The following is a 21,044-nucleotide window of genomic DNA, read 5'->3' as shown; positions in this document are numbered from 1 at the left end:
TTGACGGATTGTGCTCCCGACTCATTCGACCGCGGACGACCCACATGACCCTCAGCGAAACGATGCGCCTCGAAGCACGGCTGGCGCCGGAAAGCGGCATCGTCGCCGTGATGAACCACGGCCGGCACAAGGACGGGCTGGTCCCGCTGTGGGCGGGCGAGGGCGACCTGCCGACGCCCGACTTCATCAGTTCGGCCGCCGTGGCCGGGCTGAATGCCGGCGAGACCTTCTACACCTGGCAGCGCGGCATACCGGAACTGCGCGACGCCCTCGCCCGATATCACCGCAGGCATTTCGGCAGGCGTTTCGTCGACGAGGAGTTCATGGTCGTCGGCTCGGGTATGCAGGCGATCCAGCTCGCTTTGCAGGCGACCGCGGGGGCCGGCGACGAGGTCGTCTATCTGTCGCCTGCCTGGCCCAATCTCGCCGCCGCGGCGGGCGTTGCCGGCGCGCGCCCTGTCCCCGTGCCGCTCGACGACACCGCCAATGGCTGGGCGCTCGACATCGAGAAGCTGGCGGCGGCGATCACGCCCCGCACCGGGGCGATCTTTATCAACACGCCCTCCAACCCGACAGGCTGGACCGCCGACAGGGCGACGCTGCAGGCGATCCTCGATCTTGCTCGGGCACGCGGCCTCTGGATCATTGCCGACGAGATCTACGCATTGTTCCATTACGGCGGGGGCCGCGCGCCGTCCTTCTACGACATCATGGCTGACGAGGACCGCATTCTCTTCGTCAACAGCTTTTCGAAGAACTGGGCGATGACCGGCTGGCGCGTCGGCTGGCTTCGTGTCCACCCTTCGCTCCAGCCGATGTTCGAGAACCTGATCCAATACTCGACCTCTGGCGTCGCGCAGTTCATGCAGCGCGGCGCGGTCGCGGCGCTGGACCAGGGCGAAGGCTTCGTGGCCGGGCAGGTCGAGCGCGCGAGGCAGGCGCGCGACCTCGTCTGCCGCATCCTCGGTGAGACCGGGCGGGCGCGTTTCACGGTTCCCCAGGGCGCCTTCTATCTGTTCTTTGCGATCGAAGGTCTCGCCGACTCGCGTCGCGCCGCATTCGACATCGTCGACCACGCCAATGTCGGACTGGCGCCGGGCACCGCCTTCGGGGTCGGCGGCGAGGCTTTTCTGCGGCTTTGCTTCCACCGCCGCCTCGACCAGTTGGAGGAGGCGGCCGGCCGCATCGCCACCTGGGTGCGGGGACTGTGACGCGGCATGCGCCACGATCCTCTGGCCAGGAGGCCTCGGCAAGGCGAGTGACACCAGGCCGGTCGCCATGACCCCGGCGGTGCCGGGGTTCAGCCGCCTGATTTGGGTACCAGCAGCGGGATGATGCGGTCGGTCTTGGCGATCGAAGGCTTGCCGGCCGACCCATAGGGGATGCCGATGGCGTCCCAGGTCTCGACCAGGGCATCCCGAAGCTCGGCGATCAGCGCATCCGAATGGAACGGCGTCGGCGTGATGCGCAGCCGCTCCGTGCCGCGCGGGACCGTGGGATAGTTGATCGGCTGGATGTAGATGCCGTGCAGCCCGAGCAATCTGTCGGTCGCCATCTTGCAGAGCTCGGGGTCGCCCACCAGCACGGGAACGATATGGGTCGAGGACGGCATCACCGGAAGACCGGCCGCCGACAGGACCTCCTTGGTGCGCTGGGCCTGCCGCTGCTGCGCCTCGCGCTCGGCGCCCGACTGCTTGAGATGGCGGATCGAGGCGGTCGCCGCCGCGGTGATCGCCGGAGGCAGCGCCGTGGTGAAGATGAAGCCGGGTGCATAGGAGCGCACCGCGTCGACTACGGTGCGCGGCCCCGAAATGTAACCGCCCATGGTGCCGAACGCCTTGGCGAGCGTGCCTTCGATGACGTCGATCCGGTGGGCAAGGCCTTCCTGCTCGGTGATGCCGCCGCCGCGACGTCCATACATGCCGACGGCATGGACTTCGTCGATATAGGTCATCGCATTGTATTTCTCGGCGAGGTCGGCGATCCGTGCGATCGGCGCGATATCCCCGTCCATCGAATAAACCGACTCGAAGACGATCAGCTTGGCGCGTTCGCGGCCCGCAGCCTGGAGCAGGCTTTCGAGATGTGCGACGTCGTTGTGGCGGAAGATCTTCTTCTCGGCGCCGGAGCGGCGCACGCCCTCGATCATCGAGGCATGATTGAGTTCGTCGGAAAGCACCAGGCAGTTGGGCAGAAGCCGCGCGATGGTGGATATGGCGGCCTCGTTCGAAACGAAGCCGGAGGTGAAGACGAGCGCCGATTCCTTGCCGTGCAGATCGGCCAGTTCGATTTCCAGCTCGACCAGCGGATGGTTGGTTCCGGAGATGTTGCGGGTGCCGCCGGCGCCGGTGCCCATCCGGGCGGCCGCCTGTTGCTGCGCAGCGATGACATCGGGGTGTTGTCCCATGCCGAGATAGTCGTTGGAACACCAGACGATGATTTCCTTGGCCTCGCCGCCGGAGCGCCAGATGGCGCGGGGAAAGGAACCGGCGATCCGCTCGAGGTCGGCAAAGACCCGGTAACGCCGCTCCGCATGGATCTGATCGATCGCTTCTTCGAAGAACCGCTGGTAGTTCATGATGCCTTTCCGATGTTGGCCGAGATCATAGTCGCTGCCCCGGGAGGCGTCCATCGTGCCAAGGGGGGCAAAATGCCACGCTGCTCGCCGCGCTCGATAACGAGCAGCAAAGCGCTGATATTCCCTTGATCTCGATCAAGCTACGAAAACCGCGGGCCGAAGGTTTCGGATTGGCGTCTGACGACAAGCCGCGGCCCGCCCGCTCCGTCCGGACGTGGTCCCCTGGCCATTTGGCCGGCCCAGGTGATGATCTCGACGTTCCGAGGCGCATTGCGCAGATGATGTCAGGATCGGCCTGCAGGAGGCGCCGGGTGCCGCATTCGTCGCCGCGAAATCCAGCGCGGCGACGCGAAGGGGCGGCTTCCCGTTCAGAAACTTTCGACGTAGCGCCTCGCTCGGCGGCGGCGGACGCTGTGCCGCCTTTGCCGCTCGGGCCGTCCGGCCTTCTGGTCGGCTTCGTATCGCGCCCGAAGTCGCGTGCGGCCTGAACCGTAGTCCAGCACCTTGACGATCGTCGCCTTCCAGGCGCCGATCCCGATCTCGTATTCTTCGAAGTAGCAGCCCCCGGCGGCATCCCGGTTCGACGCGAAACCCTGCACCGGGAGACGTGAGAGAGACACGCGACCAGACTGCAGCGTGCTGGCCTTTTTCCGAACGGTCGAGGCGCGGGCCTTGGTTGCGAAACTTGCGTCGGTCATGACTTGTCACCCCCGAAGTTCTACGACACACGGTCGGCTGGCGCGGACAGGCCGCGAATGCTGATCGCCGTTGACTGAAGGCACTCCTCAAAGCGTTGTTCCTGGCGGGTCCGCCAAGTCTCGTCCTTTGCGTGCCCGGAAGCAAGTAAACTCGGACTACGTGAACCCAGCGTGAAGCCGGAGGGGACGGAGACGCTTGGGAGGCAGCGCTCCGTCCCCGGTGCCCAGCAGCGCCTGCCGCCCCTTTTTGGAATTGGCGCGCTCGGGCTTCGATTGCGGGGCGTCCGTGAGCGCCCCACTCTCCCTTGTTGTTACGTTGGGTAACGTCTTTCGGCGTGCGTGATTCAACCGTGAATCCGGATTGAGGCCTGAGGCCGGATTCGAGCGAGAACCCGGCGTGGCGCGACAAGGTCACGCGGCCGGAGTACCGAAATCACCGCAACGGCACGCGTGCGCGGCGTTCGGCGGAGGGGCCGCTGCGCAGCCGACGGACTGGCCCGACAGTCCTCTCGGCCTCAGCGGCCGTAGTTATGCTCGGCATTGTCTCTGGCGAGACGGGCGCGGTCGGATCGCTGGACACGCGCCGTCCCGGGGCTGAGCCCATACAGGCCGGTCTGCCCGAGATATGCCGGACCGTAGCCCGTGTAGCGATAGCCCGGTTCGTACGTGCCGGCGCTGCCGAGATAGTTCACGCTGTCGAGATAGCTTGTCGTGCAGCCGGACACGATGGTGGCAAGCCCGGTCGCGATCGCAATGGCCAGATAACGCATGACCATGACCTCCTGATATCTTCAAGGTTACTCCCGGCCTCCGCGCCGCGCCAGTAAAACTGTAGTTACAACTCGGGAAGCGCTGATCCGTGGCGAAGGGCTCAGGAGCCTCCGCCGGCGTCGGTCCGCCCGTCCTGCGGTGCGGGTGTCAGGCGCGTCGGCGGTATTGGCGTGTATATGAACGGAGATCTTTGGTGACCAATTCGAGTGGTGACTTGAAATATTACTTTGAAATGTCAAAAGTAGACATGAAAATCTTTGGCATGAAATTCGGTCACGTCATATTTCATGCAATTTCAAAATCGTGCGTCGACAGGGTGGACCGCTTTTATCTAGAAGGCCCGCGCGACGAGCCTTCGGGCGAGAGCGCGGGCTGGCGGACTCAGGCAATGCTCCTTCGGGAGCGCCAGCCTACGCGCTTTCGCGACTCTTTCTTTGCCCCCCGGAAACGTGCAGGAGATCTTACCGCGGTTCGGCGTTTCCGCGGTCGCGCGGCCGCGCATGTGACGCGGAATCCGTGGAGCCGGATACTGCAAGCTAGCATGACGAATTAGGCCGCGGCTTGCTTGCAGAGTGATATCGATAACAATAAGCTGCAGGTTGCAAGGACGCGCAGGCATGAGGTTGCTGGTGAAAGGGGCCCTATGGATAAGACCAGTGCAAAGCCGATAGAGCATCAGGCACCAACCATGGCCGATGTCGCCCGCCGCGCAGGTGTGTCGGCGATGACGGTGTCACGGGCCCTGAAGCAGGACGGGCGGGTCTCCGACGAGACCCGACGCAGAATTATGGCGGCCGTGAACGATCTGGGCTATGTGCTCGATCAGTCGGCAGGCAGCCTGTCATCGCGCAAGACCGGCTTCGTGGCCGCGCTCATCCCCTCGATCAACAATTCCAACTTTGCCGACACCGCCCGCGGCATCACCGATGAATTGGAGAAGGCGGGGCTCCAGCTTCTGCTCGGCTACACCGACTACACTGTTGAAAAGGAAGAGCAACTCGTCGAGTCGATGCTGCGGCGGCGGCCCGAGGGCATTATCCTGACCGGCGGCAGTCATACGGAGCGAGCGAGGCGTTTGCTGGACAATGCCGGTGTTCCTGTGATCGAGACCTGGGAACTGCCGCCGAATCCGATCGACCAGGTGGTGGGCTTTTCCAACGAGGAGGCGATGGCGCTTCTGGTCAGGACACTGGCTGCGAGGGGCTATCGCAAGTTCGGCTACATAGGCGGGACCACCGCGCGGGATACCCGCGGCAGTCAGCGCCGCGCCGGATTTGTGCGTGCTACCGAGGAACTCGGCCTGCCGCCGGGGCGCCTGGTTTCGTTCGGTGTTCCGCCGATCTCGATCGAGCAGGGCGGGCAGGCCGTGGTGACAATGCTCGAGCGTTGGCCCGACACTGAAGTGGTTCTATGCGTTTCCGATCTCTCGGCCTTCGGCGCGCTGATGGAATGCCTGCGCCGGGGAATGAAAGTCCCCGATGATATTGCAATCGCCGGCTTCGGCGATTTCGAGATCAGCAATTTTTGCCACCCGCGCATCACCACCGTCGACGTCGATTGCTATGGCATCGGGCGGCAGGCAGCGCGGCGGCTCGTCCAACTCGTCAAAGGGGAGGAGAAGGATCATGGCCAGGAGCTTGTCCTGACCACCTACAAGGTTGTCGAGCGGGAGAGCACCTGACCCGCGACCGCCTCAGAAGGCGATCTGCACCTTCATCGAGCGGCTGCGGTCTCCCGCCGCGTCAAACGCGGCCACTGCCTCCTCCAACGGAAAAACGCCGGTGAGCAGCGGCCTGACATCGACGCGGCGCCGGTTGATGAGATCGACGGCGAGCCCGAACTCCTCGTGGAAGCGGAACGTGCCGCGCATCTCGATCTCCTTCGCCACGACCAGGTTCTGGGGGATCGAAATATCGCCGCCGAGGCCGAGTTGCACAAGGACCCCGCGCGGTTTCAGCACCTCCAGCCCGGCTCGCACCGCGCTTTCGTTGCCGGAAGCCTCGAACATGACGTCGAAATAGCCCTTGTCGGCGCCGTAACTCGACAAGGTCTTGCCTTGGGTCCCCACATTGATCGTACGGTCGGCGCCGATCTCCTGGGCCTTCGCCAGTACCGTGTCCACTACGTCCGTGGCAACGATTTCTCGCGCGCCGTGGGCGCGCGCTGCGACAATGCAGAGGCCCCCGATGGGGCCGCAGCCGGTCACGAGAACGCGTTTGTCCAAGAGCGACCCCGCGCGGTTCACCGCGTGCAGGGTGACGGCGAATGGCTCGGCGAACGCGGCTTCGTTGATCGAGACGCCGTCGGCGATCTTGTGGCACTGCCACGCCTCCACGATGAGCCGCTGGCGAAAGGCGCCCTGGATGTGCGGCATGGGCATGGCACTGCCGTAGAAGCGCATGCTCAGGCACTGGTTCTGCTGCCCCAGCAGACAGTAGCGGCAAGCGTTGCAGGGCCGGCTCGGCGAAACGGCGACCCGGTCGCCCACGGCCAAGCCCGAGACGCTTTCTCCGAGCTTGCTTATCGTGCCTGCCACCTCATGGCCAAGAATCATCGGTTCGCGCAGCCGGATCGTTCCGAAGCCGCCGTGGTTGTAGTAGTGCAGGTCCGAGCCGCAGATGCCGCCTGCACCGATCGCGACCTCGACCTGTCCCGGCCCCGGTGCTTCGGCTTCTCGCTCCTCGATGCGGAGGTCCTTGGCTGCGTGGATAACAATGGATTTCACCTTGAAGCCCTCCTAGCAGCCTGTCGGGCTGGGGCAATTGAGATTGAGTGAACAGGGATGGGTCGGCGAAAATTTCATGATCTGGGTCTTTTGATGATGCACTTCGGCCCTTCGACGATGGATCGAGCGGCGCCGGAATGGGCGCCACGCCCTCATGCCCGGCAGAGGGCGAACATCCGCTTCATGTTCCAGGCCATGGTGACCAGGTTCCACTCTCCTTTGACGTTTTCGAGGCCGCGCAGGTGAAACTGTCGGAAGCCCATGACCGATTTGATGATGCCGAACACGGGCTCGGGTGTCTGCTTGCGCAGCGCATAGACCTTGCGGCCTTCCGGCGTCGCCAGCCGATGCTGCATCGCCTCCACCGGTGTCGGGTTCTGCGGCGCCGGCGGCGCGGCGGCGAAGCGTTCCTTCCAGGATCGATTGTGGTGCTCACGGCCCGGTGCGATCATCGGCGTGATCCCGGCCTCGACGCAGGCCGCGACATTGGCCTGGCTGAAATAGCCGCTGTCGGCCAGCAGCGTCTCGGCGCTGCCCAGCGTTGCGGCAACGGCGGCCAGCTTGTCCAGCATCGGCGCGATCTGCTGCTTGTCGTTGGCCGCCTGCACCACGTCGTTGCAAACCACCAGCATGCTGCCGGCCGCCACCGCGGCCTGGGCGTTGTAGGCCTGATCGAAGCCGCCGCCGGCCACCGGCATGATGCGCGAATCCGCGTCCGTCAGATTGACCTGATCCTTGGGTCCCGGGTCGGCGGTCGGCGGCAGTGGCGGCTTGCCGCCGGGCTTGCGACCGCGCTTCTTCGCCTTCTCTTCGCGCGCCTTCAGCTTGGCTTCATGCTCGGCCTGCTCGCGCCCAAAGCGCTCCCTGGCACGCGCCTCGATCGTCGCCTTGGCCTCGGCGATCCGCCGCAGCCGCTTCTCGCGAAGGGCCAGTTCCTCGGGAACCGACATGCCGTCCGGCACATCCGCCTTGTCGGCCGCCTCGGCCAGCGCCATCAGTTCCTTCACCTCGGTCTTCAACTGCGCCTCGATCCTGCTCGCATGCTCCCAGGACAGCGCGCTGTGCCGGCTGGCATTGGCGTGCACCTTGGTGCCGTCCAGCGCCACCGTTCCAAGCTTCAGCATTCCGGCTTCCCGGGCCAGCACCAGGACCTCGGTGAACAGCCGCTCGATGTCACCAAGGAAGCGACGGCGGAAGGCGGCAATGGTGTCGTGGTCGGGATGGTCGTTGGCGGCGATGAAGCGAAACGCCACCGAATCGTAAGTCGCCCGCTCCAGCTTGCGGCTCGAGAAAACCCCGGTGGCGTAGCCGTAGACCAGCAGGCCAAGCAAGACGCTCGGATGATAGGAGGCCGAGCCCGCGCCGCGATAGGCCTTGACCATCCGCGACAGGTCCAACTGATCGATCACCTCCACCACGAAGCGCGCCAGATGCCGCTCCGGCAGCCATTCGTCCACCGAGGGCGGAAGCAAAAACCCCGTCTCACGGTCGACCTGGCGGAAATTGCTCATTGGCGGCGCTCAATCCAGGAGAATCAATCCATGAAACTGAATCGCATCTTGGATGCCGCCTCAAGTCCGACAGGCTGCTAGACCACCGGCGTCAGCAGCGGCTGCCCACCAAAATGGGCGGCGAGGTTGTCGCGGACCAGCTTGCCCATGGCCTTGCGCGTCTCGATCGTCCCTGAGGCATGATGCGGCTGAAGCACAACGTTCGAAAGCCGGTGGAATCGCTCGTCTATCGCCGGCTCGTTCCAGAACACGTCCAGGCCAGCGCCCTTGACGGTACCGGCCTCAAGCGCTTCAAGCAGCGCCGTCTCGTCCACCGTCGTTCCACGCGATATATTGACGAGGAAGCCATCGGGCCCGAGCGCGGCCAGCACCTCCGCATTGACGATCTTCTGGGTGCTCCCGCCGCCGGACAGCGTGACAATGAGGAAATCGCTGCCGCGGGCAAGCTCGACCAGGTCGCCTACGAAGGCGTAAGGCAGGTCGGCACGCGGGGCGATGTCGAAATAGGAGACGGCACAGTCGAAAGCAGCCGCTCGGCGGGCGAATGCTGCGCCGACGCGACCCATGCCAACGACGCCGACTCTTTTGCCGTGGAAGCGCGTAACGAGATGCATGTTGCCGCCGCGCCAGCTTCCGTTGCGCACATAGAGGTCAGCCTGCGGAATCTGTCGGCAGACCGCCAAAGCGAGGCCTATGCCGATATCCGCCACATCCTCGGTGAGTACGTCCGGCGTGTTGGTGACGCGGATGCCGCGGTCGCGGGCATAGCCAAGATCGATCGCGTCGGTGCCGACACCGTAGCAGGAGACGATCTCCAGCTTCGGCAACCTGTCCATCAGGGCGGCGCTGGCCCCCAACTCGCCGCGCGTGGCGATCGCACGCACGCCGCGGGCAGCTTCGGCCATCAACTCATCGGGGGTCGCGGTCGTCCAGAGCTTGTGAAGCCGGTATCTCGCTTCCAACTCCTCCATGTCCCATTGCGGATAGGGACCGATCATCAGAATCTCGATCACGGGTCGGTATCTCCTCCAAAAAACGTCTGATGCCTCTTGACTATGTTATCGATAACATTCATGTCAAGGGGAAAGCTGATGCCAAGAAGTTGTGGGAACAGCGCGTAAATTCAGCAGGAGGAGGCCGTGACCGCACTCTTTGATCTGACCGGAAGCCGGGCCCTGGTCACCGGTTCGAGCCAGGGCATCGGCTTGGCGCTCGCGGCAGGGCTCGCCCGGCACGGCGCGTCGATTGTGCTCAACGGACGCGACATGGCAAGGCTTGCCGCTGCCGCCGAACGCCTGCGCGCGAGCGGTCACAGCGTTGACGTGGCCGCTTTCGACGTGACGGACCAGAAGGCGACTGAGGAAGGGGTGGCGAGAATCGAAGGCGAGGTCGGCCCGATCGACACTCTCGTCAACAATGCCGGCATGCAGTTCCGCACTCCGCTCGAGGACTTTCCCGCCGATCGCTGGGAGCAGTTGCTGAAGACCAATGTTTCCAGTGTCTTCTATGTCGGCCAGGCGGTGGCGCGGCATATGATCGGGCGCGGGCGCGGCAAGATCATCAATATCGCGTCTGTGCAGAGCGAACTGGCCCGGCCGGGCATTGCGCCCTACACAGCGACGAAAGGCGCCGTGCGCAATCTCACGCGCGGCATGTGCACGGACTGGGCTCAGCACGGCTTGCAGGTGAACGCGATCGCGCCCGGCTACTTCAAGACGCCGCTCAACCAGGCGCTGGTCGACAATCCCGAGTTCTCGGCCTGGCTCGAGAAGCGCACGCCCGCGCGGCGCTGGGGCGACGTCGAGGAACTGGTTGGCGCGGCCGTCTTCCTTGCCGGACCGGCCTCGTCTTTCGTCAACGGACATGTGCTCTATGTCGATGGCGGTATCACGACCTGTCTGTAAGACGCCCCCGCTGATCGTCGTCATGGGGGTCAGCGGGTGCGGCAAGACGAGTGTGGGGAAGCAACTGGCCGCGCGGCTCGGCACGCCGTTCGTCGAAGGCGACGCGCTGCACCCGCAAGAGAACGTCAAGAAGATGGCTGCGGGCATCCCGCTGCAGGACGTTGACCGCGGGCCGTGGCTCGACCGAATTGGCGCCGCGATCGCGCAGGCGGCAGGGGCAGGCGAGGGGCTCGTCGTTTCCTGCTCGGCGCTGAAGAAGGCCTATCGAGACCGTCTGCGGAGGGGCGCTGGCGGACGGCTCTGCTTCGTGTTCCTGCAGGGCACAAGGGAACTGCTGAAGAGGCGCATGGAGGCCCGCACAGGCCATTTCATGCCGCCGGCACTGCTCGACAGCCAACTCGCGACGCTGGAGGATCCCAGCGGCGAGGACGGTGTCGTCGCGGTGACAATAGCCATGACGGTGGAAGACATCGTCTTGGCGGCAGTGGCGGGGCTGGAGCAGGCAAAGACTGAATAGCTGGAAACCATCAGGGAGGAGACATGACTGCACCATCGAAGATAGCCGTCATCGGCGCCGGCTTAATGGGTTCGGCGATCACCACCCGTCTGCTGGATACGGGTAACACGGTTGCGGTGTTTGACCTCGACGAGGCCAAGGTCGCCGCCCTTGTCGAGAAAGGCGCCAGCGCCGCGGGCTCGGTAGCCGACGCGGTGCGCCTTAGCGAGTTCGTCATTCTCAGTCTCAACCACGCCTCGATCGTGCGCGCCGTGGTGTTCGGCGAAGGTGGCGTGACCGCCGCGGCGGCGCCGACAAAGCTTCTCATCGATATGTCCTCGATCGATCCGGCAGATACCGCCGAGATGGCGAAGCGGCTTGCCGATGAGACGGGGATGAAATGGGTGGACTGCCCGTTGTCCGGCGGGGTCCCCGGCGCGCTTTCAGGACGGTTGACTGTCATGGCCGGCGGCGAGGCGAAGGATTTCGATCGCGCCCGGCAGGTGATGGGTCATCTCTGCGCCAATTATTCGCTCATGGGCCCTAACGGCGCCGGGCAGACCGTGAAGCTCATCAACCAGCTTTTCTGCGCGGTGATCTTCCAGGCGGTCGCCGAGGCAGTGAAGGTGGCGGAGGCTGGCGGCGTCGATCCCAAGGCAATTCCGGCTGCGCTCAAGGGTGGGCGCGCGGACTCCAGCATCATGCAGGAGTTCATGGCCAAATTTGCCGCCCGCGACTTCGCGCCGACCGGCCGCATCGACAACATGCTGAAGGACCTCGATTCCCTCCAGGCATTTGCGCTCAAGATGAAGACGCCATTGCCGATGACCGGCCAAGTGGTCGAGATCCATCGCCTGCTCTGCGCGGCAGGACTGGGATCGAGGGATTCAGCCGAGATGATGCGTCTACTCGACGGGTTTGGCTCGCTGGACGAGGCCGGGACGCGATGACCTCGAATGCAATCCATCTCAGAAGGACAATGCCATGATCATACGCTACGCCCTCTTCGAGGGGCAGATTCTCCAGGGGCGCGAGGCCGAGTTCCGCCAGTTCGTAAAGGAGAAGCTGGTGCCGCTCTGGACCCGCTTTCCCGGCGCCGAGGAGATCCGCGTGCTAGACGGCACCCAGCGCGACGAGGGCGCCCCCGAATATGCCATGGCCCTGGCCATCCGCTATCCGGACAGGGACGCTTGCGACAGGGCGCTGCGGTCGGACGTGCGGTTCCAGAGCCGGGACGTCACGGCCGAACTCATGAAGCTGTTCACCGGGCGGATACACCATCACGTCTTCGAAGCGAATGAATACGCACCGGCGCAGCTAGGCTGACGAGGGAACTGACCGCATGGCGATTGAAGCCGACATAGGGCTGATCGGGCTTGGCGTCATGGGCGCCAATCTCGCATTGAACATTGCCGAAAACGGCTATCCCATCGCCGTCTTCAATCGCACGGCAGAAAAACTCAGGGTCTTTGCCGATTCTGCAGGGCCGCTCGGGGAGCGCATAATCCGGGCCGGCACACTGGCCGAACTGGTCGCGGCGATCCGGCCGCCGCGCGCAATTATTCTCATGGTCCAGGCCGGGGAAGCGGTCGATCAGCAACTCGAACAGCTACAACCCCTGTTGGCGCCGGGCGATCTGATCATCGACGCCGGTAATGCGAATTTCCGCGACACGATTCGCCGAGCGCGCGCCCTGGATGAGGCGGGCCTTTCCTTCCTCGGCCTCGGGGTGTCCGGCGGCGAGGAGGGCGCCCGCTACGGGCCATCGCTCATGGCCGGCGGCACCGAGGCGTCATACGCGCGTGTGGAGGGCATACTCGACGCGATCGCAGCAAAATACAACGGAGAAGCCTGCTGCGCGCGGCTGGGACCGGACGGCGCCGGCCACTTCGTAAAAACCATCCACAACGGCATCGAATATGCCGACATGCAGATGATAGCCGAGATCTACGGCCTGATGCGGGATGGTGCAGGCATGTCCGCGGGGGAGATCGCGACCCAGTTCCGGCGTTGGAACGACGGACCGCTGCGCTCCTATCTCATCGAGATCACCGCCAAGGTTCTCGAGACCCGGGACCCTGGAAGCGAGACGCCTGTTACCGATCTCATCCTGGACAGGGCCGGCCAGAAGGGGACGGGCCGCTGGTCGGTGATCGAAGCACAGGTAATGGGTGTACCGGCGACGGCGATCGAAGCCGCTGTGGCGGCCCGTTCGCTTTCGGCGCTGAAAACGGAGCGGGAATTCGCAGCCGCGGCATATGGCAGCCTGGGCAGCAGCTCTGCCCTGGAGCGCGCCTCGTTCGTTGCCACGGCCGAGATGGCCCTTCTTGCAGGCAAGGTGACCGCCTATGCGCAAGGCTTTGCGGTGATTGCGGCAGCGTCGGCGCAGTTCGGCTGGAACCTGCCGCTGCCCGCGATCGCTCGCATCTGGCGGGCCGGCTGCATAATCCGCTCCGACCTTCTCGACACGATCGCCTCCGCATTCGAAGCGGAGAAGGAAGCGCCCAACCTCCTCGTCGTTCCGGCCTTTGTCCGGATCATGCAAAAGGCGGTGCCGCAACTGCGCGCCGTTGTCTCGGACGCGGTCGGGAGCGGGCTCCCCGTGCCTTCTCTCGCCGCGGCGCTGAGCCACTTCGAGGCCTACCGCCAAAGCCGCGGAACGGCCAATCTGATCCAGGCACAGCGCGACTTCTTCGGCGCCCACGGGTTCGACAGGACCGACACCGCCGGTGTTCACCACGGGCCGTGGGGGCTGGCGGTTTCCTCGGTGTCCCCTGCTGCAATGCTGGATGGGCCGACGCGATCGAGCCCCGCAAATAGCGGACCCGTTGAAGAATAGCAGTTGGAAGAACAAGCAGTTGGCGACAGCTGCAGGTCAAATGGTCGAACCTGGTTGACAAACCATGTTATCGATAACATACTGGAAAAGTCCATCAGGGAGGAGGAGACGCCTGTGAGACAATTTCGTCGCATCTTCGATGCCGGCTGGAAGGTCCTCGACGCCGTCATGGCGCTGATGATGTTGGCAATGATCGGTGTCGTTTTCGCCAACGTCGTCCTGCGCTATGGTTTTTCAAGCGCGATGGCGAGCTCCGTGGAGGTCTCGCGCTTCCTCTTCGTCTGGATCGTCATGCTCGGTGCGGTCGCCTGCCTGCGCCATGGCGAACACCTGCAACTCACATCGGTGGTGGAGGCAATGCCACCGCGCCTGCAACGTCTGATGATCGTGCTGATCCAGGTCGTCATCGTCGTGTTCTGTGCGATGCTGTTTCTGGGCAGCATGCGCCAGACCTTCGCCAACTGGGCGAACATCCAGCCGATGAGCGGCTTGCCGGTGGGTACGGTTTATCTCGCCGGCGCGGTCGGCGGCGCGCTGATGGCGGTCATTGCCGCGATCCGCGTCTTTTCCGGGCGTTCCGGATATGAGACCGATGAGGTCGGGGAGGAACGGCAATGACATTGGCCCTCTTCCTCGGAGTCCTCATCCTCGGCATTCTGCTCGGCCTCCCCATCGCCTTTGCCTTGCTGCTCGCTTCCGCGGCGCTGATGTTCCAGATGGGGCTCTTCAGTTCCGACATCCTGGCCCAGTCGCTGGTCAACGGCGTCGATAACTATGCACTGCTCGCGATCCCGTTCTTTCTCGTGGCGGGCGAGACCATGTCAGTTGGCGGACTTTCCAAGCGGATCGTCAAGTTGGCCATGTCGATGGTCGGTCACCGCAAGGGCGGCCTCGGCTATGTCGCGATCATCACGGCAGTCATCCTCGCGGGCCTGTCGGGCTCGGCCGTTGCCGACGCCGCGGCCCTGATCGCCATCCTGCTGCCGATGATGCGGGATGCGGCGTATCCTGAAAAATATTGCGTCGGGCTGCTTGCTTCCGGTGGTATCATCGCGCCGGTAATCCCGCCGTCGCTGCCGCTGATCCTCATGGGCGTGGCAGGCAACATCTCGATTGCCAAACTCTTCCTGGCGGGTATCGCGCCCGGACTCATGATGGGCGTGGCGCTCGTCGCCACGTGGTGGTTCCTGGTCCGCGGCGCCGACCTGGAGACACCGCCCAAAGTGCCGGCGAGCATGCGCTGGGCGGCGGCCAAGGATGGCATCTGGGCGCTCATGCTCCCGGTCATCATCATCGGCGGCATCCGCTTCGGTATCTTCACGCCGACCGAGGCCGCCGTGGTTGCGGCCGTCTATGCCATCTTTGTCTCGACGGTGGTCTATCGGGAACTGACTTGGCCCGCTTTCTACGGGGTGCTCATCCGCTCGGCGCGGGCAACCGCCATGGTCATGTTTCTCGTCGGCTGCGCCATGGTTGCGTCGTGGCTGATTACCGTGGCGCAACTTCCGCAGAACCTCGCCGCCTTCCTTGAACCGCTCATCGACAGCCCCCGGCTGCTGATGTTGACCATCATGGTGCTGGTGCTGCTCGTCGGCATGGTGATGGACCTGAGCCCGACGATCCTGATCCTCGTGCCGCTTCTGATGCCGGTCGTGAAGGCGGCGGGTATCGACCCCGTGTATTTCGGCCTGATGTTCGTCATCAATACTTCGATCGGCCTCATCACGCCGCCGGTCGGGACCGTGCTCAATGTTGTGTGCGGTGTCGGCAAGGTGCCGCTGGAGAAGGCGGTCGCCGGCGTCCTGCCGTTCATCGCCGTCTACGTCGCGCTGCTGCTGCTCTTCGTGCTCGTTCCCGAACTCATCACCGTCCCGATGGGCTGGCTCATCGGCTGAACAATCGACTGTCAAACGCGAAGGAAATCGAAATGAGAAAACATCTGTTCGGGGCAGCCCTGGCGGCGCTCATGGCGTGCGGGACGAATGCCGCCCTGGGTGTCGAACTGAAGTTCGCCCATGCTGCCCCCGATACCGACCTGCAGCAAAACCTCGCGGTCTTCCTCGCCGAAGAGGTCGCGAAGCGGACGAATGGCGAGGTAACCGTCGCGATCTTCCCGCAGGGTCAACTCGGCAACGACCAGCAGATGATCACCGGCGCCCGCTCCGGCGTTGTCGACATCGTCATGTCTGGCCTCAACAACTTCACCGGCATGGTGCCGAAGCTGGATGCCTTCGACCTGCCTTTCATGCTTGAGAGCCGTGAGCATGCCTACCGGGTGCTGGACGGCGAGATCGGCCGGGAGGGGCTTGCCGGTTTCGAAGCCGTTGGCCTGAAAGGGCTCGCCTTTCCCGAGAACGGCTATCGCAACATAACCAACAACAACGGTCCGATCCGTGTGCCGGGGGATGCGGCCGGCCTCAGGATGCGTACCAACAACTCCAAGTCGCTCAACGAGTTGTTCTCGATTCTCAATGCGAATCCGCAACAACTCCCCGTGGCCGAGCTCTATACGGCCCTTGAGACCGGCGTTGTGGACGCCCAGGAGCACCCGATAAATATCACCTATTCCTTCAAGTTCTACGAAGTCCAGAAATACCTCTCCCTCACCGAGCATGCCTATTCCGCGCTGGTGCTTGCGATGAACCTCGACAAGTTCAACGCGCTGACGCCCGAGCAGCAGAAGGTGATACAGGACGTCGCCGCCGAGGCCACCGCCATGCAGCGGAAGATGAGCATTGAGAAGCAGGAGGAGATCCTCGGTGAACTGGCGGCCAACGGCATGGAGATCAATCGCGACGTGGACAAGGCCTTGTTCCAGAAAGCTGCCGAGCCGACCTGGGCTACCTATATAGCGGCGCATGGCGATGACCTGATCGAGCGTATTCAAGCGTCGAAGTGAGCCCACCGCCGCCAAGCCTTGGACGCTCCACTCCCGGCGGCCATGGCCAATCTGGCGGGCGCGCTCGCCGCCCGCCAATTTTTCAAGGTCCATGACATCGAATTCAGATGGCGGCGAGAACTGCCGTTGATCTCACTGTTGTCGGAGCCGAGCCGTGTTCACGCGCACTGCATTCTTCGAAGGGCACATTCTCGAGGGGATGGAAGAGGCCTTCTTCGTCGCCGTCGAGAGCCACCTCCTGCCAATCTGGCGCCGGTTGCCACACGCGCAGAAGGTACGGTTGTTTTGGCCCGTGACATGCGATGAGGACACGCCTGCCGTATTCCTCATCCAGCAGATCGATTACCCCTCATTGGCGGCGATCGAGGAGGCGATGGCATCGCCGGTGCGCGAAGAGGCGCGGCTCGCGCACCAGTCCATCATGTCCATGTATGAGGGGCGCCATTACCACTTGGTTTGCAGACGACAGGAAGCGGACTGTTGAAGTCTTGTCGGCCCGCGCCGCAGCTTGAACCTCCGTTGCTGAAACGCCACCGCACCAAGGCCAGTCGAACCGGGCAGATTACTGTTCGCCGATCATCAATCCTGCTGGGCGTCGCGCGACGGCTGCGATGATGAAGCCGGCATCGACCTCGAGCCCGGCATCGACGACAAGACCTTTCTCTTGTCCGAAATCCCGGCCGATCGCTGCCCGGCCTACGAGGATTGGTGACCTGCACCGCGGCGCGAAGAGTTTCTCGCTTGCATGGAATGCGCCGAAAAGCCCGAAAAGATTGCCTGAGAGCGGTGCCCTTGGCCGGCGAAATCGAACTCGAGGGAATTCGCAAGCGCGACCGCCCGTCGACCGGCCAGGCCGCCCCATCGGAGCGCAGCGAACCGGCGTGCGATTGAAAAGCGCGATGCCCAGGGGCGGGCTGTTGAAGCAAACAGTTTCAACCGTTTACGGAAAGGCGGAACACTTCGTTCTTCCGCAGTTTCTTGATATTTTCGTCCTGTGTCTCCCACCGGTTCCTGTGTCTCCCACCGGATCGACGTCTATGGCCACGGTCCATACGTCTGGTTCCCGGTATGGCGCGGCCGCCCAATGAGAGGCCAAGGCCAGGACGATACACCGGCTCTTGTTTGAGGTATTGTGGATCATCCTGCCTCAGGCTGAATAGGGGAGGCCATTGGATATCGCGGCTTGGCTAGTGGGCCTTGGGCTCGAGCGGTACCGGCAGGCTTTCGATGAGAACGATGTCGACGGCGAAGTGCTGCTTCAATTGACCGGCGACGACCTCAAGGACATAGGGGTCGCCTCGGTCGGCCATCGTAAGAAGCTGCTAGAGGCGATCGCCTCCCTGAACGCCGCGTCTGGTAGCGCTGCCGCCTCGCTCGCTCCGCTGCCCGTAGATGCGGCAAAGCAGCCCGACGCGGAGCGCCGGCAGTTGACGGTGATGTTCACAGACCTCGTCGGCTCGACCGCGCTTTCAGCCAAGCTCGATCCCGAAGACATGCGCGAGATCATCCGCGTCTATCAGAACACGGTGGCTGGCGAGATCACACGGTTCGAGGGACATGTCGCGAAATTCATGGGTGATGGCGTGCTCGCCTATTTCGGTTGGCCGAAAGCCCATGAAGATGAAGCCGAGCGGGCGGTGCGAGCGGGCCTGGCGGTGGTGAGAGCGATGGGAAGGCTGCAGACACCCGACAGAACGGCCTTGCAGGCGCGGATCGGCATCGCGACGGGGCTTGTCGTCGTCGGCGACCTCGCTGGCGAGGGTGCGGCGCAGGAGCAGGCCGTGGTCGGCGATACGCCCAATCTCGCAGCACGGCTGCAGAGCGCGGCCGGGCCCGGCACGGTGGTAATCGCTGAGGCGACCCGCCGCCTGCTGGGAGACGTCTTCGTGCTGCGCGACCTCGGCGCCCAAACCCTAAAGGGCATCCAGGAACCCACCGCCGCCTTCGCCGTGCTCGACGAACGCACCCTCGAAACCCGCTTCGCGGCCCGGCATGGAGGCGGCTTGGCGCCGATCGTCGGTCGCGACCAGGAACTCGGCTTCATGTCGGAGCGGTGGCGGCAGGCCAGGAGTGGCGAAGGCCAAGTGGTGCTGCTCACCGGCGAGGCCGGCATCGGCAAGTCGCGGATCACCGAGGCGCTGATCGAGGCATCGGCAGGCGATCCACATTTCCTGCTGCGCTATCAGTGCTCGCCTTACAATACGGATTCCGCGCTTTACCCGGTGATCCAGCACCTCACCTTCGCGGCCGGCTTCGCCGCGGAGGATAGCACCGAGCGCCGGCTGGAGCGGCTGGAATCGCTTCTTGCCCGAGGTAGCGACGATATCGGCGAGGCTGCACCCCTCGTGGCGGCGATCCTGGGTATCGACGGCGAGGCGCGTTATGGCGCGTCGGCACTGACGCCGCAGCAGCGCCGCAATCGCACTCTCGCTGTCCTGATCGACCAACTCGCCGGCTTGGCCGAACGGCGGCCTGTGTTGTGGGTGATCGAGGACGCGCATTGGATCGATCCCACCACATTGGAATTGATCGAGCTTGCGCTTGATCGCGTGCAGGGCATCGGCGTCCTCATGCTTATCACCGCGCGCCCGACCTTCGTCGCGTCTTTCGCTAGTCATCCGGTGGTGACGAGGCTGGCGCTGAACCGGCTGGCGCGCGCGGCGACGCAGGCAATTGTCCTGCGCATCACCCGCGGCAAGCGCTTGCCGGACGACTTGCTCGAAGAGATCGCCGCCAGAACCGACGGCGTGCCCCTGTTCGTCGAAGAGATGACCAAGGCAGTGATTGAGTCCGGCATGCTGCACGAGGAGAACGATGCCTATTGCCTCGAGGGGCCATTGAGCGCGTTGGCGATACCGACGACGCTGCACGACTCGCTGATGGCCCGTCTTGACCGGTTGCAGCCGGTGAAGGAGGTGGCACAGACGGCAGCTGTCATCGGCCGCAGCTTCGACTATCGTTCGATCGCGGCCCTCGCCGCCATGCCGGAGGCGGACCTGACCGAAGCGATGCGCAAGCTGGTCGAGGCCGAACTGGTGTTTCGCCGGGGCGTGCCGCCCGACGCGAGCTACCTTTTCAAGCATGCGCTGGTCCGGGATGCCGCCTATGAGAGCATGCTCAAGAGCCGGCGGCAGTTGCTTCATATGCGCCTTCTGGGAATCCTTGAGGTCAGTGGCGCGGCTCGTCCCGAGATACTCGCCCAGCATGCCCAGGCGGGCGGCGACGCGGAGCGAGCGATCGGCTGGTGGCACGAGGCCGCCGAGGCCGCAGTCGGCCGGGCCGCCTTCGCCGAGGCCGAGGCGCATTTGGCAAGCGCACTCGCGTTGCTGCCAGCGCTCCATGATGTGCCGAAGCGGAGGCGGGCGGAAGCCGCCATTGCAATCACACACTCCCAATTGTCGCTTGTCCGCTACGGCTACGGCCACGAACGAACCAAGACCCTTTACGCTCGCGCAGATGCCCTGGCCCGGGATGCCGACGATCAGCGGCTGTTCATGCTCGCCCGCTATGGAGTTTGGGCTGTCTACCACGTGCGCGAAAACGTCGGTCCTGCGCTCGTCGTCGCCAAGGAGATGCGTGAGGAGACGACCCGCCGGGGAGATCCTCAACTCTCTATGATGGCTCTTCGAATGCTGGGCGACAGCCAGACAATGGCAGGCCGGCTTACCGAGGCCCGTGAGACTTTGGGAACGGCGCGCTCGCTTTACGATCACGAGCGCGACAAAAGTCTCAGCGCCGTGACGGGCGCTGATCCGATCGTGTCGATCAATTCCTATCTCGCCTTCGCGGAACTGGCGCTTGGGTTTCCTGATCGCGCCCGCGCACTGGCCGGTGAAGCGTGGGATGTCGTCCAGGCGTCGGGTGAGGTCCACACGAAGGCCCACGCGATCTGGCACCGCGCTGCGTTGGCTTCATTGGCGGGAGAGGCTGCCCGTTCGAGGGAACTGGCGTTGGAGGTTACTTCGGAAACACGGCTGCGTGGCCTCCAGTTCTGGCAGGCAATGGCCCGTATTGTTGCAGGCTGGGCTATGTTCGCAACGGGAGACCCCGCCGGTGCTGCCGATGCGCTGCCTCGCTTGATCGAGGAGGTGGAGGCGACGGGCAGCGGCCTCTTCGGCGCCCTGTCGCGATCGGTCCTTGCAGAGGCGCAGGCCGCGATCGGCGATGTTCTGGCCTTCGAAACGATCGCAGCGTCCGAAGAGTTGGCGAGGCGCAGCGGGGCTTTCTACGAACTGGCCGAAATTCAGCGCCGAGAGGGTGTCATTCGGCGGCGGCTGCGGCCCGGCGACGGCGCCGGCGCGGAAGCGGCGTTCCGGCGGGCGCTGGCGACGGCTAAAAGTCAGGACGCTCGCTTCTGGGAGTTGCGTGCCGCGCGCGACATCGCGCGACTCCTGGTTGAACGAGGGGAGCGGCGGCAGGCCGCCGATCTCCTCACCCCGATCTACGACTGGTTCACCGAGGGTTTCGACTTGTCGGACCTGAGGGAGACCAAGGAACTCCTCGATGAACTGCGCATCTGAGGTGAGTTGCTGCATGGTGCCTTCGATGGCGCCGCTGCGCCGCCGGAAGATCCTTTGGGCGCCAGCGCCAGAGAGGTCCAACTCGCCGAGATCCAGCAGGATC

19 protein-coding genes are annotated in these 21,044 nt (G+C 64.2%); 13 read left to right on the top strand and 6 right to left on the bottom strand.

Features of this window, described 5'->3' with window-relative positions:
- The first annotated feature begins 44 nt into the window (after positions 1 to 44).
- Entirely contained in the window at positions 45 to 1,211 is a 1,167-nt protein-coding gene (locus JN280_RS35465; protein WP_202308855.1) for a pyridoxal phosphate-dependent aminotransferase, read from the top strand.
- Between the two features lie 89 nt (positions 1,212 to 1,300).
- Here JN280_RS35465 and hemA read toward each other — a convergent pair whose 3' ends face one another.
- The 3 genes from hemA to JN280_RS35450 all read right to left on the bottom strand — a co-directional run bounded on the left by hemA (position 1,301) and on the right by JN280_RS35450 (position 4,046).
- Complete coding sequence (gene hemA, locus JN280_RS35460) at positions 1,301 to 2,578, bottom strand: 5-aminolevulinate synthase (RefSeq protein ID WP_202308854.1); 1,278 nt, start codon at positions 2,576 to 2,578, stop codon at positions 1,301 to 1,303.
- 368 nt (positions 2,579 to 2,946) lie between these two features.
- Positions 2,947 to 3,276: a hypothetical protein gene (locus JN280_RS35455; protein ID WP_202308853.1), complete on the bottom strand. Its 330-nt coding sequence runs from the start codon at positions 3,274 to 3,276 to the stop codon at positions 2,947 to 2,949.
- A gap of 515 nt (positions 3,277 to 3,791) precedes the next feature.
- Positions 3,792 to 4,046, bottom strand: coding sequence for a hypothetical protein (locus JN280_RS35450; RefSeq protein ID WP_202308852.1), 255 nt, complete (start codon positions 4,044 to 4,046; stop codon positions 3,792 to 3,794).
- Between the two features lie 194 nt (positions 4,047 to 4,240).
- Here JN280_RS35450 and JN280_RS39185 point away from each other — a divergent pair, with 194 nt between their 5' ends.
- A complete protein-coding gene (locus JN280_RS39185) occupies positions 4,241 to 4,600 on the top strand; it encodes a hypothetical protein (protein WP_210387827.1) in 360 nt (119 codons plus the stop codon).
- A gap of 135 nt (positions 4,601 to 4,735) precedes the next feature.
- Entirely contained in the window at positions 4,736 to 5,728 is a 993-nt protein-coding gene (locus tag JN280_RS35445) for a LacI family DNA-binding transcriptional regulator (protein ID WP_202315256.1), read from the top strand.
- A gap of 12 nt (positions 5,729 to 5,740) precedes the next feature.
- Here JN280_RS35445 and JN280_RS35440 read toward each other — a convergent pair whose 3' ends face one another.
- The 3 genes from JN280_RS35440 to JN280_RS35430 all read right to left on the bottom strand — a co-directional run bounded on the left by JN280_RS35440 (position 5,741) and on the right by JN280_RS35430 (position 9,281).
- On the bottom strand, positions 5,741 to 6,772 hold the full coding sequence (locus JN280_RS35440; protein ID WP_202308851.1) for an L-idonate 5-dehydrogenase: 1,032 nt from the start codon (positions 6,770 to 6,772) through the stop codon (positions 5,741 to 5,743).
- A gap of 152 nt (positions 6,773 to 6,924) precedes the next feature.
- Positions 6,925 to 8,283 carry an IS1182 family transposase gene (locus tag JN280_RS35435; RefSeq protein WP_202307593.1) on the bottom strand — a complete coding sequence of 453 codons (1,359 nt, stop codon included), beginning with the start codon at positions 8,281 to 8,283 and terminating at the stop codon, positions 6,925 to 6,927.
- Positions 8,284 to 8,360: 77 nt separating this feature from the next.
- The gene (locus JN280_RS35430; protein ID WP_202315255.1) at positions 8,361 to 9,281 is read right to left on the bottom strand and encodes a 2-hydroxyacid dehydrogenase; all 921 of its coding nucleotides are present in this window, start codon (positions 9,279 to 9,281) and stop codon (positions 8,361 to 8,363) included.
- 141 nt (positions 9,282 to 9,422) lie between these two features.
- Here JN280_RS35430 and JN280_RS35425 point away from each other — a divergent pair, with 141 nt between their 5' ends.
- The 10 genes from JN280_RS35425 (at position 9,423) to JN280_RS35380 (ending at position 20,941) form a co-directional block, all read left to right on the top strand.
- A complete protein-coding gene (locus tag JN280_RS35425; protein WP_202308850.1) occupies positions 9,423 to 10,187 on the top strand; it encodes an SDR family oxidoreductase in 765 nt (254 codons plus the stop codon).
- Positions 10,156 to 10,704 carry a gluconokinase gene (locus tag JN280_RS35420; protein ID WP_202308849.1) on the top strand — a complete coding sequence of 183 codons (549 nt, stop codon included), beginning with the start codon at positions 10,156 to 10,158 and terminating at the stop codon, positions 10,702 to 10,704. Before JN280_RS35425 ends, JN280_RS35420 begins: the two co-directional genes overlap by 32 nt.
- Positions 10,705 to 10,727: 23 nt before the next feature.
- Positions 10,728 to 11,633, top strand: a complete 906-nt coding sequence (locus JN280_RS35415; RefSeq protein ID WP_202308848.1) for an NAD(P)-dependent oxidoreductase — start codon at positions 10,728 to 10,730, stop codon at positions 11,631 to 11,633.
- A 34-nt stretch (positions 11,634 to 11,667) separates the two neighbouring features.
- Positions 11,668 to 12,009: a hypothetical protein gene (locus tag JN280_RS35410; protein WP_202308847.1), complete on the top strand. Its 342-nt coding sequence runs from the start codon at positions 11,668 to 11,670 to the stop codon at positions 12,007 to 12,009.
- Positions 12,010 to 12,025: 16 nt separating this feature from the next.
- On the top strand, positions 12,026 to 13,522 hold the full coding sequence (gene gndA, locus JN280_RS35405; protein WP_202308846.1) for an NADP-dependent phosphogluconate dehydrogenase: 1,497 nt from the start codon (positions 12,026 to 12,028) through the stop codon (positions 13,520 to 13,522).
- 3 nt (positions 13,523 to 13,525) lie between these two features.
- The gene (locus JN280_RS35400; RefSeq protein WP_202308845.1) at positions 13,526 to 14,140 is read left to right on the top strand and encodes a TRAP transporter small permease; all 615 of its coding nucleotides are present in this window, start codon (positions 13,526 to 13,528) and stop codon (positions 14,138 to 14,140) included.
- Positions 14,137 to 15,417, top strand: a complete 1,281-nt coding sequence (locus JN280_RS35395) for a TRAP transporter large permease subunit (protein ID WP_202308844.1) — start codon at positions 14,137 to 14,139, stop codon at positions 15,415 to 15,417. The genes JN280_RS35400 and JN280_RS35395 overlap by 4 nt, the downstream gene beginning before the upstream one ends.
- A 32-nt stretch (positions 15,418 to 15,449) precedes the next feature.
- Entirely contained in the window at positions 15,450 to 16,421 is a 972-nt protein-coding gene (locus JN280_RS35390) for a DctP family TRAP transporter solute-binding subunit (RefSeq protein WP_202308843.1), read from the top strand.
- Between the two features lie 154 nt (positions 16,422 to 16,575).
- Positions 16,576 to 16,905, top strand: coding sequence for a hypothetical protein (locus JN280_RS35385; RefSeq protein ID WP_202308842.1), 330 nt, complete (start codon positions 16,576 to 16,578; stop codon positions 16,903 to 16,905).
- Between the two features lie 685 nt (positions 16,906 to 17,590).
- Complete coding sequence (locus tag JN280_RS35380; RefSeq protein WP_202308841.1) at positions 17,591 to 20,941, top strand: AAA family ATPase; 3,351 nt, start codon at positions 17,591 to 17,593, stop codon at positions 20,939 to 20,941.
- The last annotated feature ends 103 nt before the right edge of the window (positions 20,942 to 21,044 follow it).

The sequence above is a fragment of the Mesorhizobium sp. L-8-10 genome (genome assembly GCF_016756635.1).
In the GTDB taxonomy this organism is placed as follows: domain Bacteria; phylum Pseudomonadota; class Alphaproteobacteria; order Rhizobiales; family Rhizobiaceae.
This window is presented reverse-complemented; position numbering and strand designations above follow the sequence as displayed.

What these genes read in the sequence shown, in the direction of transcription:
- JN280_RS35465 (WP_202308855.1), top strand. Translation starts at nt 45, where the DNA reads ATGACCCTCAGCGAAACGATGCGCCTCGAAGCACGGCTGGCGCCGGAA.
- hemA (WP_202308854.1), bottom strand. Translation starts at nt 2,578, where the DNA reads ATGAACTACCAGCGGTTCTTCGAAGAAGCGATCGATCAGATCCATGCG.
- JN280_RS35455 (WP_202308853.1), bottom strand. Translation starts at nt 3,276, where the DNA reads ATGACCGACGCAAGTTTCGCAACCAAGGCCCGCGCCTCGACCGTTCGG.
- JN280_RS35450 (WP_202308852.1), bottom strand. Translation starts at nt 4,046, where the DNA reads ATGCGTTATCTGGCCATTGCGATCGCGACCGGGCTTGCCACCATCGTG.
- JN280_RS35445 (WP_202315256.1), top strand. Translation starts at nt 4,736, where the DNA reads ATGGCCGATGTCGCCCGCCGCGCAGGTGTGTCGGCGATGACGGTGTCA.
- JN280_RS35435 (WP_202307593.1), bottom strand. Translation starts at nt 8,283, where the DNA reads ATGAGCAATTTCCGCCAGGTCGACCGTGAGACGGGGTTTTTGCTTCCG.
- JN280_RS35430 (WP_202315255.1), bottom strand. Translation starts at nt 9,281, where the DNA reads ATGATCGGTCCCTATCCGCAATGGGACATGGAGGAGTTGGAAGCGAGA.
- JN280_RS35420 (WP_202308849.1), top strand. Translation starts at nt 10,156, where the DNA reads ATGTCGATGGCGGTATCACGACCTGTCTGTAAGACGCCCCCGCTGATC.
- JN280_RS35415 (WP_202308848.1), top strand. Translation starts at nt 10,728, where the DNA reads ATGACTGCACCATCGAAGATAGCCGTCATCGGCGCCGGCTTAATGGGT.
- JN280_RS35410 (WP_202308847.1), top strand. Translation starts at nt 11,668, where the DNA reads ATGATCATACGCTACGCCCTCTTCGAGGGGCAGATTCTCCAGGGGCGC.
- gndA (WP_202308846.1), top strand. Translation starts at nt 12,026, where the DNA reads ATGGCGATTGAAGCCGACATAGGGCTGATCGGGCTTGGCGTCATGGGC.
- JN280_RS35395 (WP_202308844.1), top strand. Translation starts at nt 14,137, where the DNA reads ATGACATTGGCCCTCTTCCTCGGAGTCCTCATCCTCGGCATTCTGCTC.
- JN280_RS35390 (WP_202308843.1), top strand. Translation starts at nt 15,450, where the DNA reads ATGAGAAAACATCTGTTCGGGGCAGCCCTGGCGGCGCTCATGGCGTGC.